This is a genomic window from Streptococcus sp. 343_SSPC, from assembly GCF_001072385.1.
Lineage (GTDB): Bacteria > Bacillota > Bacilli > Lactobacillales > Streptococcaceae > Streptococcus.
This window is the reverse complement of sequence record NZ_JVKU01000018.1, coordinates 98,958-114,784: the sequence shown is the minus strand read 5'-3', so window position 1 is coordinate 114,784 and position 15,827 is coordinate 98,958. Positions and strand designations below refer to the sequence as shown.

Here is a 15,827-nt window from a genome sequence, read left to right as displayed (position 1 = left end):
ATATTATTTACATCCTAATTGTAACATAAAAACCAGTCCAAATGGACTGGTTTTATTCATAAAATATACTAATTTACGGCTCAACCAAAATCTTGATTTGAGATTTATCTTGCGTTAATTCGATAAAGCCATCTTGAACAATGTTTTCCAATTTGATTTTCTTGGTAACCAATTTTTCAGCAGAGAAGTAGCCTTGTTCCATCAATTCCAATACTTTAGGGAAGATGTGGCGATAAGCGATAATCCCTTTAAGGGTCTTTTCTTGAATGGCGAATTCATTTGGATTGATGCTCGCTTCGCGTTCCCAAATAGAAACAACCATACATTCACCAGCCTTATGGACAGCTGCCAAAGCTTGTCCAAGAACAACAGGAACCCCTGTTACTTCATAAGACACATCCGCTCCACCATCCGTCAAACGATGAATGGCTTCAACGATTGATTCACCTTCTTCTGGACGAACAACAATGGCACCCAACTCTTCTGCTTTGGCTTGACGTTCTGCAGACAATTCAACCGCATAGATTTTTGAAGCACCAGCCGCACGAAGGGCTTCCACGATCAAGAGACCAATAGGCCCCAAACCAAAGATAACAGCTGTATCTCCTGCCTTAATAGCAGATTGACGAACTGCATAAACGGCTACAGCAGCAGGTTCTGTAAGCGCTGCTTGCTCATAGCTCAAGCTATCTGGAATCACATGGACTAAATCTCCATCTAGGACACAGTATTTAGCAAACCCACCATCTGCCGCAAGGCCGACGAAGTTCAAGTTTGGATCAAGGTTATAGTCACCAATTAAGTTGTGTTTTGCCAAAATTGGCTCAATTGTCACACGATCACCGACTTTGACCCGAGTCACATCGCTTCCAACCTCAACAATTTCTCCAGCAAACTCGTGACCGAGGGTAACGGGTGCTTTTTGACCAGAATAAACATGCTCTTCTGTTGGAATGAAAATTGGTCCATCCAAGTATTCATGCAAGTCTGTCCCACAGATTCCTGTGAATTTGACCGCAACCTTTACTTGATGAGGTTGTACTTTAGGGACTTCTACTTCTTCGATACGAACGTCCTTCTTACCATGCCAGCGGGCAGCTTTCATTGTTTCCATATGATTCTCCTATTTTTCCATGAATTGCAATTCCCTTTCAGGAAACCCGATAACCATATTGTAAACCCTTTCACAAACTTTGTCAAGAAGAAACAGACGGTTAATATCTTAATTATCGGCCCGAGATGACTCTAGTTTCCAACCGACAATCCAGCCCAGAACAAGAAGATAATTTTCAAAAGCTCCAATAGCATTTACTGGCAAATGATAGTTGAGATAAGCAAATAAATGATTGGTCCCAATTCCAATGCCACCAACAATCAAGGCCAATAAAACCGTACGAAGATAAAACCAATCATATTTGAGATTAACAGCAATGAGAATCACAAGAACTGCCACATTCCAAATCCCAATCTCCCGTTGCCAACCGATAGAAACACCATATCCTGAATGACTTCCCATATAAGATGGAAAGAATAGCTGGAAGATAATCGCTCCAGACATGGCGGTGATAAGTAAAATAAATAAGAATCTTAACAACCGATTCATCTTCTTCCTCCTTTAAGAAGAAACTTATTAATCTCTTGACACTTTTTTTCTGTTAAAACAGGAACACCACTACTGTTTAAATAATATGCAATATAGTCTAATTTTTGTGAGAATGATATCATTTCTTCACCTGATATAGTTGGATCAAGCCACACATCAATTAATAGAGATAGTGTTGTAGCTGTCTCTAAAGGATATTTACAAGAAAATTCGCCCTTCTCATTTCCTTGATGGATGATTATTCCTACATATTTGGAAAGAATATTTACCGTATTTTTTAAAGAAAACAACAAACCAAACGGTATCTTTTGTGCCCAGTCTATACCAGTAAGCTGTTTCATATTCTCATTGCCTATTAAATAATCAACTAATTGTAATAGACGATCTGTTGATGAAACTCCTTCGTTTTTTGACAATTCTTCTAGAAAAGTTGAGAGGGAGTTCGTTTCTTTCTCCATTAAGAGCTGTAGAATCTCTTCTTTACTTTTAAAGTGATGGTAAACAGCCCCTTTTGACAATCCTGTCACTGTTACTAAATTAGCCATCGTTGTTTCTTTATAGCCTTTATTTGAAAACAAGGACAAGGCTGCTTGAATAATTTGATCTTTACTTCTTTTTGATTTCATTTCTTGTTTCAAGTAATTCTCCTCCAAAAACAGACCACCAGTTTGTTTTTTATTGTATTAAATCCAGAAGACTTTGTCAATTAAAATCCATTTTTTATTTCTTTTAAAAAAGTAAAAACAGACACTAAAAGGTGCCTGTTAGAATGTAAACATATATTGAAACTTTCCGCTGTGAGAAAAGTGCTAAAAACACGATTGTTTCTAGCACTCGGAATTATTGAGACCCTAGGCTCAATAATTAGTCATGGAACTTCTTCGAAGTTCGCTGACGTCCGTACTCACCTAAGGAAAGTTTCTAAGATGTCTTTGTCATGAATCTGAAAGATACCTTTGGGGCCTGTTATTATTATTCACTATCTCTCAACTTAGCCAATTCTTGGGCAAGTAGTTTAAGAGCTACTTGTGGGTTGGCTTGGCCTTTGGTTGCTTTCATAAGGAAGCCTGTGAAGGCCTTGTCCGCATTCCGCTTCCCTGATTTGAAGTCAGCTACGGCTGCTTCATTGTCTGCAAAGACTTGGTGGATGATTGGAATCAAGACTTCAGGATCTGAAATCTGTACCAAACCAGCTTTTTCAACGTATTCACGCGCACCGCCACCGTTTTTCGCCAAGTGAACAAAGACTTTCTTGGCAATCTTAGAAGAAATGGTTCCATCTTCGATGATGGCAATCATTTCGACCAAATTTTCTGGTGTCAATTGGATTTCTTCCAGCGTTTTGCCTTCTGCATTCAAGAATTGTGCGACTTCCCCTTGGAGCCAGTTAGACACTTGTTTGGCATCGCCACCAAGGGCTACAGCTGCTTCAAAGAAGTCAGAAGTGACTTTCGTCGCTGTCAATTGGTTGGCATCATAGTCAGACAAGCCAAGCTCTGCCACATATCGAGCACGACGGTCTTTTGGAAACTCTGGCAACTCCGTACGCATTTCCTCGATCCACTCATCTGAGATTTCAAAGAGAGGTAGGTCTGGTTCTGGGAAGTAACGGTAATCCGCAGCTCCTTCTTTGACACGCATAAGGATCGTGCTCTTATTGGCTTCATCATAACGGCGTGTTTCTTGACGAATAATCCCGCCTGAACGCAAGATTTTCGCTTGGCGCTCAACTTCGTATTCAAGACCTTTACGGACGTTTGAGAAAGAGTTCAAGTTTTTCAACTCCGTCTTGGTACCAAATTCCTCTTGACCGTATGGGCGAAGGGAAATGTTGGCATCAACCCGCATCGATCCTTCTTCCATCTTGACGTCTGAAATGCCAGTGTACTGGATGACTTCTTTGAGGGCTGTCAAATAAGCATAGGCTTCTTCAGGAGAACGCATGTCTGCTTCAGATACGATTTCGATCAATGGCACCCCTTGACGGTTGAGATCCACATAAGAGAAGCCATCCGTTCCGTGGGTGTTCTTACCGGCATCTTCTTCCAAGTGAGCCCGTTCAATCCCGATTTTCTTAGTTGAGCCGTCTTCCAATTGCACTTCAATCCAACCGTTGTATCCGATTGGCTCGTCAAATTGCGAAATTTGATAGGCCTTTGGATTATCAGGGTAAAAATAGTTCTTACGGTCAAAGTGCATGTGCTGGTGGATATCCATATTCAGCGCCAAAGCAGCCTTGATCCCAGCGTCCACAACACCCTTATTCAAGACAGGAAGCACCCCTGGGAAAGACCAGTCAATCACATTAGTATTGGCATTTTGCTCGTTCCCAAAGTGAGCAGAGGTTGGTGAGAAAATTTTTGAGTTTGTATTCAATTCAACGTGGACTTCAAGTCCGATGACTGTTTCAAAGTTCATTAATTGTCACCTCCGAAAATAAGGGGTTGTTGCTTGTGGTAATCCGTCGTTGCTTCAAAGGCCGCTGCAGCTTGGTAGATGGTTTCTTCAGAATACTTGGGACCAATCAACTGCAAACCAACTGGAAGACCTTGCGCAAAACCTGCAGGAATCGAAATCCCTGGAAGACCTGCCAAGTTAACTGGAATGGTCAAGAGGTCAGCCAAGTACATGGCAACCGGGTCGTGGTTGAGCGAATCCAAATCAAAGGCTACACTTGGAGCGGTTGGACCAAGGATAAGGTCATAATCTGCAAAGACTTTTTCGAAGTCTTGGATAATGAGGGTACGAACTTGGCCAGCTTTCTTGTAGTAGGCATCGTAGTAACCAGATGACAAACTAAAGGTACCAAGCATGATCCGACGTTTGACTTCGTCACCAAAGCCTTGACTACGAGTATTCACGTAGATGTCATCCAAGTTTTTAGCATCTTCTGCACGGAAACCATAGCGAATACCGTCGAAACGTTGCAAGTTTGAAGAAGCTTCAGATGAAGCGATGATGTAGTAAACGGCAACCCCGTATTTAGAATGAGGCAAGCTGACTTCTTCGACAGTTGCTCCCAATTTTTCAAAGTGTTTAGCCGCATTGAGGATGGTTTCTTTGACTTCTGGGTCAATCCCTTCCCCAAGGTATTCCTTAGGAAGGGCAATCTTCATGCCTTTGATGTCTTGACCAATCTTAGAAGTAAAGTCTGCTACACGTACAGGGGCAGATGTCGAATCCTTGGCATCTTCGCTGGCAATGACATTGAGCAAGAGGGCATTTTCCTTGACCGTTGGTGCAAATGGTCCAATTTGGTCGAGTGAGCTACCAAAGGCAATGAGACCAAAACGTGAAACTGTTCCATAAGTTGGTTTGAGACCAACAATCCCGTTGAAGGCAGCTGGTTGGCGGATAGAACCACCAGTATCTGAACCAAGGGACAAACGGACTTGACCTGAAGCTACAGCAGCTGCTGAACCACTAGAAGATCCACCAGGCACCTTGCTGTGGTCCCATGCATTCTTGGTTGGTCCATAATATGAAGTTTCACCAGATCCACCCATGGCAAATTCATCCATGTTGGTCTTCCCGATGACAATCATATCTTTAGCTTTGGCATTGGCAACAGCTGTCGCATCAAAGATTGGCTCGTAGTTATAGAGCATTTTTGATGCAGCAGTCGTCAAGATACCATCTGTTGAGATATTGTCTTTGACCGCAATCGGAATCCCTGATAGGAGGTTGTCTGCATCGATTCCTTTTTCATCAATAGCCTTGGCTTGTGCAAGGGCAGCTTCTTCGGCCACCGTTACAAAGGCATTGATTGCTTCTTCACGCGCCTTGATATCATCAAGCGTCGCTTGGGTCAATTCGGTTGCTGAAATTTCCTTAGAGACAAGGAGGTCGTGCAACTCTTCAATGGTTTTATGGTTGAATGACATTAGGCATCTCCTCCATCTTCTAGGATAGCTGGTACCTTGATGTAGTAATTATCTTTTTCAGGTACATTTTTAAACAAGCGGTCACGGTTTGTCCCTTTTTCAGCAACATCCGGACGCAATACGGTCTTACGATCCGCCATGGTTGTTGTTGGAGCCACACCGGTTGTGTCCACTTCTTCCAACAATTCCACCATGTCGACAATTTTAGACAAGGTTGTCGCAAACTCAGCTGTCTCTTCTGGAGAGAATTTCAATTTTGAAAGATTGGCAACGTGGGTTACCTCTTCTTGCGTAATTTTCATCTTGCTTCCTTTCGTGAAATGATGATTTTTCAATACCCTCTATTTTACCATATTTTTAGTATTTATGCGGTAGTTTGGCAAGAAAATAGAGTCCGAGGAAGGCTAGGCATTAGGCCATTCTCCTCGAACTCTAATCTTACAATTCTTCTAATTGTTCATTCACCACTTTTGCTCCCAAAACATGTTTGAAATGATTTAAAGCAAACTGGTGATTTTCAGGAGTGAGCGACGCCACTGCAGGCGCGACCACTTCAATCTGATAGCCCAGATTATAGGCATCTACTGCTGTATGAAGGACACAAATGTCCGTTAAGACTCCCGTCAAAATAACCGTATCTACGCCACGTTCTCGGAGGCGGATATCCAAGTCAGTTCCTGAAAAAGCAGAATAATGACGCTTGTCCATCCAAAAAACACGCGGATCCGCTTTGTGCTCCCGATAAAAATCAGCTAAGGGACCATACAAATCCCGTCCACTAGTCCCAATGATATTATGAGGTGGGAAGAGCTTGCTTTCTGGATGAAAGGGATCGTCTACTTCATGAGCATCAATCGCAAAAAAGACATAGGCCCCTTGGTCAAAGGCTAGCTGGGTCACCTGGGCAATGCTCTCAGAAATAGCTTGTGCAGGAGCTCCTGCCGTTAGCTTACCTTCATCCGCTACAAAATCAACGGTGTAGTCAATCGAAATTAACGCTTTAGTCATTAGTAGTCTCTTTTCTTTATTTCTTCAAAAATATCTGGGATCAAGACTTTGAGGTAGGTTCCCTTCATCCCAAGAGAGCGGCTTTCAATAATACCGGCTGACTCCAGTTTCCGCAGTGCATTGACAATCACAGAGCGGGTAATACCAATCCGATCCGCAATCACGGAAGCAGTTAACTGCCCTTCATTTCCCTTCAATTCACTAAGGATAGCGGAAACTGCCCGCAATTCTGAATAGGACAAGGTATTGACAGCCATATTGACCGCAGTCCGGCGACGAATATTTTTCTCATCTTCCTCTCGTTGGAAGTTCAACATTTGAATTCCAACTACGGTACTAGCAATCTCAACCAAAATCAAATCATCATCCGCAAATTCCTTATCATTGCGCCAAATAATCAAAGACCCCAAACGAATCCCAGATACATGGATGGGAGCAATCGTTGTCAACCCATCAGGAAAATCAGACTTTGTCTCTACTGGAAAGATACTTAAATCGTGATCTACATCTAAATTCGCCTCTGTATCATAGACTAAACTGGCCGCTTTCGCATAATCTTCAGGTAATTTTTTATTGTCAAAAAAAGCCTCAACCCGGTCATTATTGGTTTTGTAGCGCATGAAATAACCTAGAAGAGTTCCCTTGCTATTAATAATACAAGCGTTACAATGAATGATATCAGCCAGTTGACGGGCAATTGCATTATAAGGCATTTCATCTTGCAACTGTTCTTCAGAACGCTTCAAGATAGATGTAATTTTTCTCGTTTTTTCTAATAATTTAGCCATAATAAACCTCGCATATAGTCAGCTAAAGTATATCATATAAGTGAGGGAATTTCAATCAAATTATCTGAAAATTATTTATTTTTTCTACAATTCTATTCAATTCAGAAAAATTAGCCTTATGTAACAAAATATTCGCTGGATTCATTCAAAAAAAAGAAACCGCCTATTAGCGATTTCTCTTACACTTATCGTTTGTATTGTTTTAAGAAACGAGTCATCTTCTCTTGAATTTGAGCCAATTCTTCTACTCGAGGAAGGTAAACAATCCGGAAATGATCCGGCTCTTTCCAGTTGAATCCACGTCCGTGAACCAAGAGAACCTTTTCTTGTTTTAAGAAATTCAAGACAAACTGCTCATCATCATCCACTCGGTACATTTCACGATCAATCTTAGGGAAGATATAGAGACCAGCTTTTGGTTTGACAGCTGAGAGTCCTGGAATATCATTGATAGCCTTGTAGATAAAGTTCCGTTGCTCGTAGATTCGACCGCCTGGAAGCAAGAGTTCGTCCACTGACTGGTAGCCTCCCAAAGAAGTCTGGACCACTTGTTGAGCCAAGACGTTTGAACACAGACGCATATTGGAGAGCATATTCAAACCTTCGATATAGCCCTTCACGTGGTGTTTTGGTCCAGACAAGACCATCCAGCCCACACGGAAGCCCGCGATGCGGTGTGATTTGGACAAACCGTTCATGCTGACACAGAACAAATCTGGCGCGAGACTAGCAATGGCTGTGTGTTTGGCACCATCCATGACCAAGCGATCATAAATTTCATCTGCAAAGATAATCAAACCATGTTGACGAGCAATTTCGACAATTTCCAACAAAATCTCATCTGGATAGAGAGCTCCGGTCGGGTTATTTGGGTTAATCACGACGATAGCCTTGGTGTTTGAAGTGATTTTCGACTTGATATCATCAATATCAGGATACCACTCAGCCTCTTCATCACAGACATAGTGTACTGCATTTCCACCTGCTAGGCTGACCGCTGCTGTCCAAAGAGGATAGTCTGGCATTGGCACAAGTACTTCATCGCCATTATCCAGCAAGCCTTGCATGGACATCACGATCAACTCACTGACACCATTTCCGATATAGATATCATCAATCTCAACATTCGGGATCTTTTTCAATTGGCTATACTGCATAATGGCCTTACGGGCAGAAAAAATTCCTTTTGAATCCGAATACCCTTCACTATCCCGAGCATTCATAATCAAATCATGAATGACTTCGTCGGGAGCCGTGAACCCAAATTCAGCCGGATTTCCTGTATTTAAGCGAAGGATTTTCTCCCCGTTGGCCCGCATGCGCATCGCTTCTTCTAAGACTGGACCACGAATATCGTAAGCAACGTGCTCTAGCTTGACGGACTTATTGTATTCTTTCATGATTTTTTCCTCACTTTATCAAACTGCTTCCATTATACCACTAGTTAATCTGGAGTACAACTGAGCAACCTCTTTCATTCTCAATGAAATCCTATAGATATCTGATTTGACCTTTACTTTCTATGGTAAAAGGTTTAAAATATAATTATAGGTAACATAAATGGGTTCTTCCATTTTTTTCACGTTTTCAAGCAGTAAAGGAGGACGGAACATGTCTCAAAAATACGAAAACATCATGGTTGCAGTTGATGGATCTCGCGAAGCTGAACTTGCTTTTGAGAAAGGGGTCAATGTTGCGTTGCGAAACGGATCTAAACTTACCCTTGCTCATGTCGTTGATACACGTGCCTTACAAAGTGTCTCTAGTTTTGATGCTGAGGTGTATGAAGGATTCCAAACAGAAGCTAATGAACTATTAGAAGGGTATATCAAACGTGCAAAAGAAGCCGGAGTCCAAAACATTGCTTCGGTGATTGAAATGGGGAATCCAAAAGTCCTCTTAGCGACTGATATACCAGAAGAAGAGGGAGTTGACCTCATCATGGTTGGAGCGACTGGTCTAAATGCTTTTGAACGTTTACTAGTCGGGTCTTCATCTGAATACATCCTCCGCCATGCCAAAGTCGATTTGTTAGTGGTTCGTGAGACAGAAAAGACCTTATAAACTTTATAAAAACCAAAAGGTGTGAAGGAAAACGAATTTCCTCACACCTTTTTATTTTCTTCCGATTCTGCTGTTTTTTCAGAGCAGTGTTTTTGATAAGCTTTGATTTGCCGTTCCAACTCTTTTTGAATGGCTGGCTCAGGGGCATACTTTTCTTCCCAGTCGTCCGGTTTTAAAATTTTATGCGTGACTTCATCAAAGTGAGCCTGACCATCTGGGAAAATCTTCCCCATGTTTGCGCGGTGTACAATCTCAAAGACCTCTTCAGGATCGACCCCCATTAGAACAAAACTACCATAAGTCAGATACAAGGTATCAATCAAGGCATCGACCTGCCCCACCATGGAGATCTCAGCTGGATGTTTGCTACGAACTTTATTGGCTGCCTCATCTAGGGCTTGATGCAAGCTTTCGATTGAACGATCAAAGGTTGTTTCATCCTTGCTCGCTGCTCGAATAAATTCAACCAATTCCTCCTGCTTAAACATGGTTCGGTAAAGAGCCTCTTGATTGTCCCAGGCCTTTGGTTCTTCCTGAGTTTGACCATCCATGAGTTGATGGAAGGCTTTGACCTTATTAAAGTGATCGTCGCGACTAACAAACAGTGACTGATCCGTGATAATGCCAAAATGTTCCAGCGCTTTTTGGATCCCGTCTTTGGTATTACTGGTCGTCGTATGCTGAGCTACTTCTTTGACCCTGCTGGTTCCATTGCCCATCGCAATCGATAAGCCAACACCCGAGAGCATTTCCAAGTCATTATCTGAATCTCCAAAGGCCATCACCTGGTCCATTGAAAATCCAAATTCTTCTCCTACGATCCGAATCCCTTCCAATTTTGAGTTGTCTGGATTGATAACGTCCGCCGCAAAGGGGCTGGAACGAGTAAATTTTAATTCAGGAAAAGCTTGCTCAACTTTTTGAGTGTCTTTAGGACTAGCTAATAAGAGAACCTGATAAACTGGTCCCTGGGCAATTTGTTGCAGTTGCTTTTGATCCTGAGGGACAGCCTTGCTGACTATTTTGTTAAAACCTTGACTAACTGCCTTCGAAAAGCCTTTTGGTACAAAACGAGCAGACCATTGAGAAACAGGGCTCAGACCAAAACTCATAATGCGAGAGCCTTCAACTCCATCTTCTGTTCCTAAGGCGATCTCAATGCGATGGTTTTTTGCGTAGTCAATCAAGTCATGCAGATTCTTCTTATCAATTGGAGAAGCAGATAAGACCTTGTCCTTGGTAAAAATATACTGACCATTATAGGTGACCGCAAAATCAAAGTCATAGCGCTCGATAAAAGGACGGACAAAGAAGGGTCCTCGCCCTGTTGCCAAACCAACAAAAATTCCTTGTTCCTTTAAGGCGCGAATGGCTTTTTCAGTTGACTTCAAGACCATTCGACTATCATTGACCAAGGTTCCGTCAATGTCAAAAAAGACCGCTTTTATTTCCATGATGACTGCTTTCTTTCCGTTTTATGATACAATAAATTATAACACACATTCCAAGGAGACACACATGATTAAGAAAATTTTGGCCCTTCATACAGGAGGGACCATCTCCATGCAGGCGGATGACTCTGGAGCTGTCGTGACCAATTCATCCAACCCCATGAACCATATTGATCTGTCACTGGCAGGGGTTGAGCTTACTTCAGAAGATTTTTTAAATTTACCCAGCCCTCATGTAACTCCTCAGCACATGTTACAACTCTATCATAAGATTCAGAAAGAGGCTTCCCAGTATGATGGGATTGTCATTACCCATGGTACCGATACTCTTGAAGAAACAGCCTACTTCTTAGATACCATGGACTTGCCAACTATTTCAGTAGTCTTAACAGGAGCCATGAGAAGCTCCAATGAATTAGGAAGCGACGGCGTCTATAACTATCTGACTGCCATCCGAGTTGCAGCAGATCCCAAATCACAAGACAAGGGTGTCTTGGTCGTGATGAATGATGAAGTCCATGCAGCCAAGTACGTGACCAAAACACATACCACCAATGTCAGCACCTTCCAGACCCCCACACATGGCCCTCTAGGCTTGGTCATGAAAAAAGAAGTTCTTTTCTTCAAAACAGCAGAACCCCGTGTGCGTTTTGATTTGCAAGAAATCAAGGGAGTTGTCCCCATCATTTCAGCCTATGCTGGCATGAAAACAGAAGTCCTTGACCTACTAGATGTCCAGCAAATGGATGGTTTGATCATTGAAGCCTTTGGAGCTGGGAATCTTCCAAAGGAAGTGGCTGAGAAACTCTTTGAATTTCAAGAGGCTGGCCTTCCTATTGCCTTGGTGTCCCGTTGCTTCAATGGAATTGCGGAACCTGTCTATGCTTACGATGGGGGCGGAGTCAACCTTCACGAGCACGGCATCTTCTTTGTCAAAGAGCTCAATGCAGCTAAGGCCCGGCTGAAACTATTGATTGCTCTCAATGCCGGATTAAAAGGCGATGAATTGAGAGACTATATAGAAGGTTAAAATATAGATAGAAGGCACGATGATGGATACATCCGCCTTTTGTATTTAAAAATAGCTCTGATGGACTGAGATAATGATTGACAAGATGAATTTTAACATGGTTCGCACAGCTAAGACCTCTTTTCTATTTTTTACGATTATAGGTCCACTAACTTAAAATAAGATAAAAAGAGAGTGGGACAGAAATCGGTAATTCGTTAGAATTCGATTTCGTCGTCCCACCTCCGCACAGTTGAGTAGGGGTGTAAAAGCTGATAAAATCAGCGAAGTAGAGCCCACTCAACCACTGCGTCTTGCTCGATAATCCAAAGACAATTGAGAGGCTTGGACTTTTGTCCCAGTCTCTTTCTTATTCCTTCTTAATCCAGGTGTTCTTTCTGCTCCAAATGCAGAGACAGACAGTGCCAGTCTGAGTGTTCACGCCAATTAGGAGTCGTGACCACCTGAACAGCTACCTTTCGCGCTTCCTCTAAAATCGGATAATCTTCAATGAGGTTGGCTACTTGAAATTCTGGTATACCTGATTGACGCGTTCCAAAGATTTCCCCAGAGCCTCGTAGCTTGAGGTCTTCTTCTGCCAAGACAAACCCATTGGTGGTTTCGGTCATGATTTTCATCCGACGCTTACCAGATTCTGTTTTGGGATTGGCAACTAATACTGCGTAAGACTGCTTATCACCACGCCCTACCCGACCTCTCAACTGGTGCAATTGGCTCAAACCAAAGCGGTCTGCATCCATAATAATCATGACGGTAGCATTGGGAACATTGACGCCGACCTCGATTACAGTTGTAGAAACTAGTAAGTCAATTCCTCCCTGCTTAAAGGCCTGCATAATGGCCTCTTTTTCTTCCCCCTTCATCTTACCATGAAGGAGAGCAATACGGGCTCGGTCTCCAAAATAAGCAATCAATTCTCCCTCTAAGGCAATAGCATTTTTGAGGTCCAAGGCTTCAGATTCTTCAATCAAGGGTGAAATAACGTAGGCTTGGGAACCTTTTTGGATTTCTTTGACCAGCCAATCCAAGACTAAATTTAACTGTTGATGCTTGACCCAGCGGGTGATAATCTCTTTTCGACCTGCTGGCATTTGGTCGATAATCGAAACATCCATATCTCCAAAAGCAGTGATTGCTAGAGTCCGGGGAATTGGGGTCGCTGTCATCATCAAGACATCCGGATTTTGGCCCTTTTCACGCAGGATCCGTCTTTGGGCCACGCCGAAACGGTGCTGCTCATCAATAATGACCAATCCGAGATCATGAAAATGAACCCCCTCCTGAATCAAGGCATGAGTTCCCACAATAAGGTCCACTTGCCCTGTCTGAATCAATTCCAAGCGTTCTCTTCTCTCCACAGCTTTTAGACTGCCTGTTAAAAGAAGAATTCTAAGACTAGGAAAGAGAGAGGTCAAACTTTGTAAATGTTGCTCAGCTAGGATTTCAGTTGGGACCATCAAGGCTGCTTGCTTGCCAGCAGTTACAGCAGCATACATGGCCAGTCCAGCAACGACGGTCTTCCCGCTTCCGACATCTCCTTGCAAGAGACGATTCATGTGGTAAGGAGAGCGCATATCTGCTAGAATTTCGTTCAGACTTCGCTCCTGAGCTTCTGTCAACGTAAAAGGAAGCTTAGCTTGAAGATCTTTTAGCTTCTTCTTATCCCAATCCAGGACGATTCCCTGTCCGACGGAACGATTTTCTTCCTTCAAGACCTGCAGTTGCAATTGGAAAAAGAGCAATTCTTCAAATTTCACTCGTCTCAAGGCCTGCTTATATTCCTCAAGATCCTTGGGAAAATGCATAGCCCTGACTGCTTGTCTGCGAGAAAGCAAGTGGTACTTATCCATTAAAATCTGGGGTAAATTTTCTTCCAACAAGTTGTCTAAACCTGCTTCAAAAGCCGTCTTGATAACCTTTACTAGAGCTGACTGGCTCACCCCTTGAGATAAGCGATAGACCGGTTGGAGGTCATCTTCGACTTGGGCTAACAGCTTCATCCCTGTCAAAGCTCCCTTGGCCTTATCCCATTTACCAAAGACAGCCACTGTTTGCCCTAGTTCAATCTTGTCCGCTAGATAGGGCTGGTTAAAGAAACTAACTGCTAGGACCAGCTCCCCTTGTTTAATGGTAAAGCGAAGCCGGTTACGCTTGTAACCATAATACTGGACATTAGCTGGAGTGGCAACAATTCCAGAAACAACTGCTTTTTCTCCATCTTCCAGGTCTAAAACATTTTTTGTTTTAAAATCTTCATACCGAAATGGGAAGTAGAGCAAGAGGTCCTCAACCGTTTCGATTCCCAATTTTTTGTATTTCTCTGCTGATTTCGGTCCAATTCCTGGCAGGACAGAAAGTGGTTGGTGTAAGTTCATTCTTTCCTCCTAGATAAGAAAGGAGGCTGGGACCTCCGTCATCAACCTCTTTCATCTCGAACTTTTTATAAAAGGAAGCTGGGAAAAGACAAACAACTTACTTCCCACTGTCTTCCTTTGTTGGACGATAAACTCTTGGTACGCGATCGCTCAGGACACAAACAACCTCATAGTTGATGGTACCTCGATAGACTGCTACATCCGTTGTCGTTATAGCTAGATCACCATCCCTTCCGATCAATACTACCTTAGTCCCAATCGGGTAGGCCTTCGGTAGGCGAATGGTGATTTGGTCCATGGATACGCGACCGACAATCGGACAGAATTCCCCATCAACAAGGACATGAAAACCTTGCATATCTCTGGTCCAGCCATCTGCATAGCCAATTGGAATGGTCCCAATCCACTCTTCCTCACTAGTCTGATAGGTCGCTCCATAGCCAACTGTCTGCCCCACTTCTAGTGGTTTGATATGGACCAATTCTGTTTCCAGACTCAAAGCAGGACGGATACTATAGGGAAGCTCTAACTCTCTTCCACTTGGATTGAGCCCATACATGACATCGCCCAGTCGGACAGCATTAAAAATAGTATCAGCATGCCATAAAGTCGTTGCTGAATTGCTGGCATGAACGATTTTCGGAGTATAGGGCAAGAGTTCCAACAAGCTCTTAAATCGTTGCAATTGGCCTTGGAAATGCCGGTCATCTTTCTCATCAGCTGTAGCAAAATGAGTAAAGATCCCTTCCACTTCTGCTCCATGGTCTCTTAATAAGATCATAGCTTCCTGCAAGTCTTCTGCCGAACGAAAACCAATTCGTCCCATTCCTGAATCCACTTTAATATGAACCTTCAACCCAGTCAAATCAGACTTTTCAGCCAACAATGCTTTCAACCACTCGAGACTAGCTACTGTATAACGAATTTCCTCTTTGATGGCAATCGCAACGTGTTCTACTGGTGCAACGCCCAAAATTAAAATCGGCTTTTCACCTGCTACTTGGCGAACTTCCAAGGCTTCATCTAAGTTGGAGACACAAAAAGCATCTACTAGTGGCAATAAGCGTTCTACCACTGGCTCAACCCCATGGCCGTATGCATTTGCCTTGACAACTGCAAAGGTCAAGGTCTCTTTCGGAATATGGGCTTGTATTTGTTGAACATTATAGGCAATAGCCTCTACATCCACATATGCTCGCGTTGGTCTATGTATACTAGCTTTCATTTCTTTCCTCCAAAATGACACTGGTCGAAACTAAATCGCCTGAGTGACTAATCGATACCCAAATCTTTCCACTAAAAGGAGCTTTTGAAAAATAGGGAGCTCCTTTTTGATTGGTTAGAATTTCCAGATCCTGAAATCCTACTGGACCAATTCCTGTTCCCCAAGCCTTGGAAAAGGCTTCTTTGGCAGACCATCGACCTGCCAGGTATTCCATTTTCCTTTTCCCAGATAATTGGTCGAACCGTTTTCGCTCCGTCTCTGTCAACACCTTGGAAGCAAATCTCGGATGTCTCTGGTAGGCTTGTTCAATGGATTGGATCGATTCGATATCTATCCCATGTCCAACAATCATATTTTTTCCTCTTTAATGATTCTCTATCAGCCACTCTATTTAAGAAG

At 42.9% G+C, this 15,827-nt stretch carries 15 protein-coding genes; 2 read left to right on the top strand and 13 right to left on the bottom strand.

The window, feature by feature from the left end; genetic code table 11:
- Positions 1 to 73: 73 nt before the first annotated feature.
- From ADH27_RS05885 to ADH27_RS05845, 9 genes are all read right to left on the bottom strand, one after another.
- A complete protein-coding gene (locus ADH27_RS05885) occupies positions 74 to 1,114 on the bottom strand; it encodes a 2,3-butanediol dehydrogenase (RefSeq protein WP_048691722.1) in 1,041 nt (346 codons plus the stop codon).
- Positions 1,115 to 1,222: 108 nt separating this feature from the next.
- Complete coding sequence (locus ADH27_RS05880) at positions 1,223 to 1,603, bottom strand: hypothetical protein (protein ID WP_048716485.1); 381 nt, start codon at positions 1,601 to 1,603, stop codon at positions 1,223 to 1,225.
- Positions 1,600 to 2,241, bottom strand: coding sequence for a TetR/AcrR family transcriptional regulator (locus ADH27_RS05875; protein ID WP_048716482.1), 642 nt, complete (start codon positions 2,239 to 2,241; stop codon positions 1,600 to 1,602). The genes ADH27_RS05880 and ADH27_RS05875 overlap by 4 nt, the downstream gene beginning before the upstream one ends.
- Before the next feature lie 334 nt (positions 2,242 to 2,575).
- Positions 2,576 to 4,021, bottom strand: coding sequence for an Asp-tRNA(Asn)/Glu-tRNA(Gln) amidotransferase subunit GatB (gene gatB, locus ADH27_RS05870; protein ID WP_048716479.1), 1,446 nt, complete (start codon positions 4,019 to 4,021; stop codon positions 2,576 to 2,578).
- Complete coding sequence (gene gatA, locus ADH27_RS05865; RefSeq protein ID WP_048716477.1) at positions 4,021 to 5,487, bottom strand: Asp-tRNA(Asn)/Glu-tRNA(Gln) amidotransferase subunit GatA; 1,467 nt, start codon at positions 5,485 to 5,487, stop codon at positions 4,021 to 4,023. Before gatA ends, gatB begins: the two co-directional genes overlap by 1 nt.
- The gene (gene gatC / locus ADH27_RS05860; protein ID WP_048716473.1) at positions 5,487 to 5,789 is read right to left on the bottom strand and encodes an Asp-tRNA(Asn)/Glu-tRNA(Gln) amidotransferase subunit GatC; all 303 of its coding nucleotides are present in this window, start codon (positions 5,787 to 5,789) and stop codon (positions 5,487 to 5,489) included. The genes gatA and gatC overlap by 1 nt, the downstream gene beginning before the upstream one ends.
- 136 nt (positions 5,790 to 5,925) lie before the next feature.
- Positions 5,926 to 6,495 (bottom strand): cysteine hydrolase family protein, encoded by a 570-nt coding sequence (locus ADH27_RS05855; RefSeq protein WP_048716471.1) that lies wholly within the window; start codon positions 6,493 to 6,495, stop codon positions 5,926 to 5,928.
- A complete protein-coding gene (codY, locus tag ADH27_RS05850) occupies positions 6,495 to 7,283 on the bottom strand; it encodes a GTP-sensing pleiotropic transcriptional regulator CodY (RefSeq protein WP_048691732.1) in 789 nt (262 codons plus the stop codon). Before codY ends, ADH27_RS05855 begins: the two co-directional genes overlap by 1 nt.
- A gap of 185 nt (positions 7,284 to 7,468) precedes the next feature.
- On the bottom strand, positions 7,469 to 8,683 hold the full coding sequence (locus ADH27_RS05845) for a pyridoxal phosphate-dependent aminotransferase (RefSeq protein WP_023024219.1): 1,215 nt from the start codon (positions 8,681 to 8,683) through the stop codon (positions 7,469 to 7,471).
- 211 nt (positions 8,684 to 8,894) lie between these two features.
- On the opposite strand from ADH27_RS05845, the gene ADH27_RS05840 reads away from it, so the two are divergent.
- Positions 8,895 to 9,347: a universal stress protein gene (locus tag ADH27_RS05840; RefSeq protein WP_048716469.1), complete on the top strand. Its 453-nt coding sequence runs from the start codon at positions 8,895 to 8,897 to the stop codon at positions 9,345 to 9,347.
- A gap of 41 nt (positions 9,348 to 9,388) precedes the next feature.
- On the opposite strand, the gene ADH27_RS05835 is transcribed toward ADH27_RS05840, so the two are convergent.
- Positions 9,389 to 10,801, bottom strand: coding sequence for a Cof-type HAD-IIB family hydrolase (locus ADH27_RS05835; RefSeq protein ID WP_048716465.1), 1,413 nt, complete (start codon positions 10,799 to 10,801; stop codon positions 9,389 to 9,391).
- A gap of 64 nt (positions 10,802 to 10,865) precedes the next feature.
- On the opposite strand from ADH27_RS05835, the gene ADH27_RS05830 reads away from it, so the two are divergent.
- Positions 10,866 to 11,828, top strand: a complete 963-nt coding sequence (locus ADH27_RS05830; protein WP_048716462.1) for an asparaginase — start codon at positions 10,866 to 10,868, stop codon at positions 11,826 to 11,828.
- 359 nt (positions 11,829 to 12,187) lie between these two features.
- Here ADH27_RS05830 and recG read toward each other — a convergent pair whose 3' ends face one another.
- From recG to acpS, 3 genes are all read right to left on the bottom strand, one after another.
- Positions 12,188 to 14,203 (bottom strand): ATP-dependent DNA helicase RecG, encoded by a 2,016-nt coding sequence (gene recG, locus ADH27_RS05825; RefSeq protein ID WP_048716459.1) that lies wholly within the window; start codon positions 14,201 to 14,203, stop codon positions 12,188 to 12,190.
- Positions 14,204 to 14,300: 97 nt separating this feature from the next.
- Positions 14,301 to 15,428 (bottom strand): alanine racemase, encoded by a 1,128-nt coding sequence (gene alr / locus ADH27_RS05820; RefSeq protein ID WP_048716456.1) that lies wholly within the window; start codon positions 15,426 to 15,428, stop codon positions 14,301 to 14,303.
- A complete protein-coding gene (gene acpS, locus ADH27_RS05815) occupies positions 15,418 to 15,780 on the bottom strand; it encodes a holo-ACP synthase (RefSeq protein ID WP_048716453.1) in 363 nt (120 codons plus the stop codon). The genes alr and acpS overlap by 11 nt, the downstream gene beginning before the upstream one ends.
- Positions 15,781 to 15,827 lie beyond the last annotated feature (47 nt).

Excerpts from the sequence above, each read along its gene's own strand:
- acpS (WP_048716453.1), bottom strand. The coding sequence starts at position 15,780 with ATGATTGTTGGACATGGGATAGATATCGAATCGATCCAATCCATTGAA.
- ADH27_RS05855 (WP_048716471.1), bottom strand. The coding sequence starts at position 6,495 with ATGACTAAAGCGTTAATTTCGATTGACTACACCGTTGATTTTGTAGCG.
- ADH27_RS05885 (WP_048691722.1), bottom strand. The coding sequence starts at position 1,114 with ATGGAAACAATGAAAGCTGCCCGCTGGCATGGTAAGAAGGACGTTCGT.
- gatB (WP_048716479.1), bottom strand. The coding sequence starts at position 4,021 with ATGAACTTTGAAACAGTCATCGGACTTGAAGTCCACGTTGAATTGAAT.
- gatC (WP_048716473.1), bottom strand. The coding sequence starts at position 5,789 with ATGAAAATTACGCAAGAAGAGGTAACCCACGTTGCCAATCTTTCAAAA.
- ADH27_RS05830 (WP_048716462.1), top strand. The coding sequence starts at position 10,866 with ATGATTAAGAAAATTTTGGCCCTTCATACAGGAGGGACCATCTCCATG.
- recG (WP_048716459.1), bottom strand. The coding sequence starts at position 14,203 with ATGAACTTACACCAACCACTTTCTGTCCTGCCAGGAATTGGACCGAAA.
- alr (WP_048716456.1), bottom strand. The coding sequence starts at position 15,428 with ATGAAAGCTAGTATACATAGACCAACGCGAGCATATGTGGATGTAGAG.
- ADH27_RS05880 (WP_048716485.1), bottom strand. The coding sequence starts at position 1,603 with ATGAATCGGTTGTTAAGATTCTTATTTATTTTACTTATCACCGCCATG.
- codY (WP_048691732.1), bottom strand. The coding sequence starts at position 7,283 with ATGGCTAAATTATTAGAAAAAACGAGAAAAATTACATCTATCTTGAAG.
- ADH27_RS05840 (WP_048716469.1), top strand. The coding sequence starts at position 8,895 with ATGTCTCAAAAATACGAAAACATCATGGTTGCAGTTGATGGATCTCGC.
- ADH27_RS05835 (WP_048716465.1), bottom strand. The coding sequence starts at position 10,801 with ATGGAAATAAAAGCGGTCTTTTTTGACATTGACGGAACCTTGGTCAAT.
- gatA (WP_048716477.1), bottom strand. The coding sequence starts at position 5,487 with ATGTCATTCAACCATAAAACCATTGAAGAGTTGCACGACCTCCTTGTC.
- ADH27_RS05845 (WP_023024219.1), bottom strand. The coding sequence starts at position 8,683 with ATGAAAGAATACAATAAGTCCGTCAAGCTAGAGCACGTTGCTTACGAT.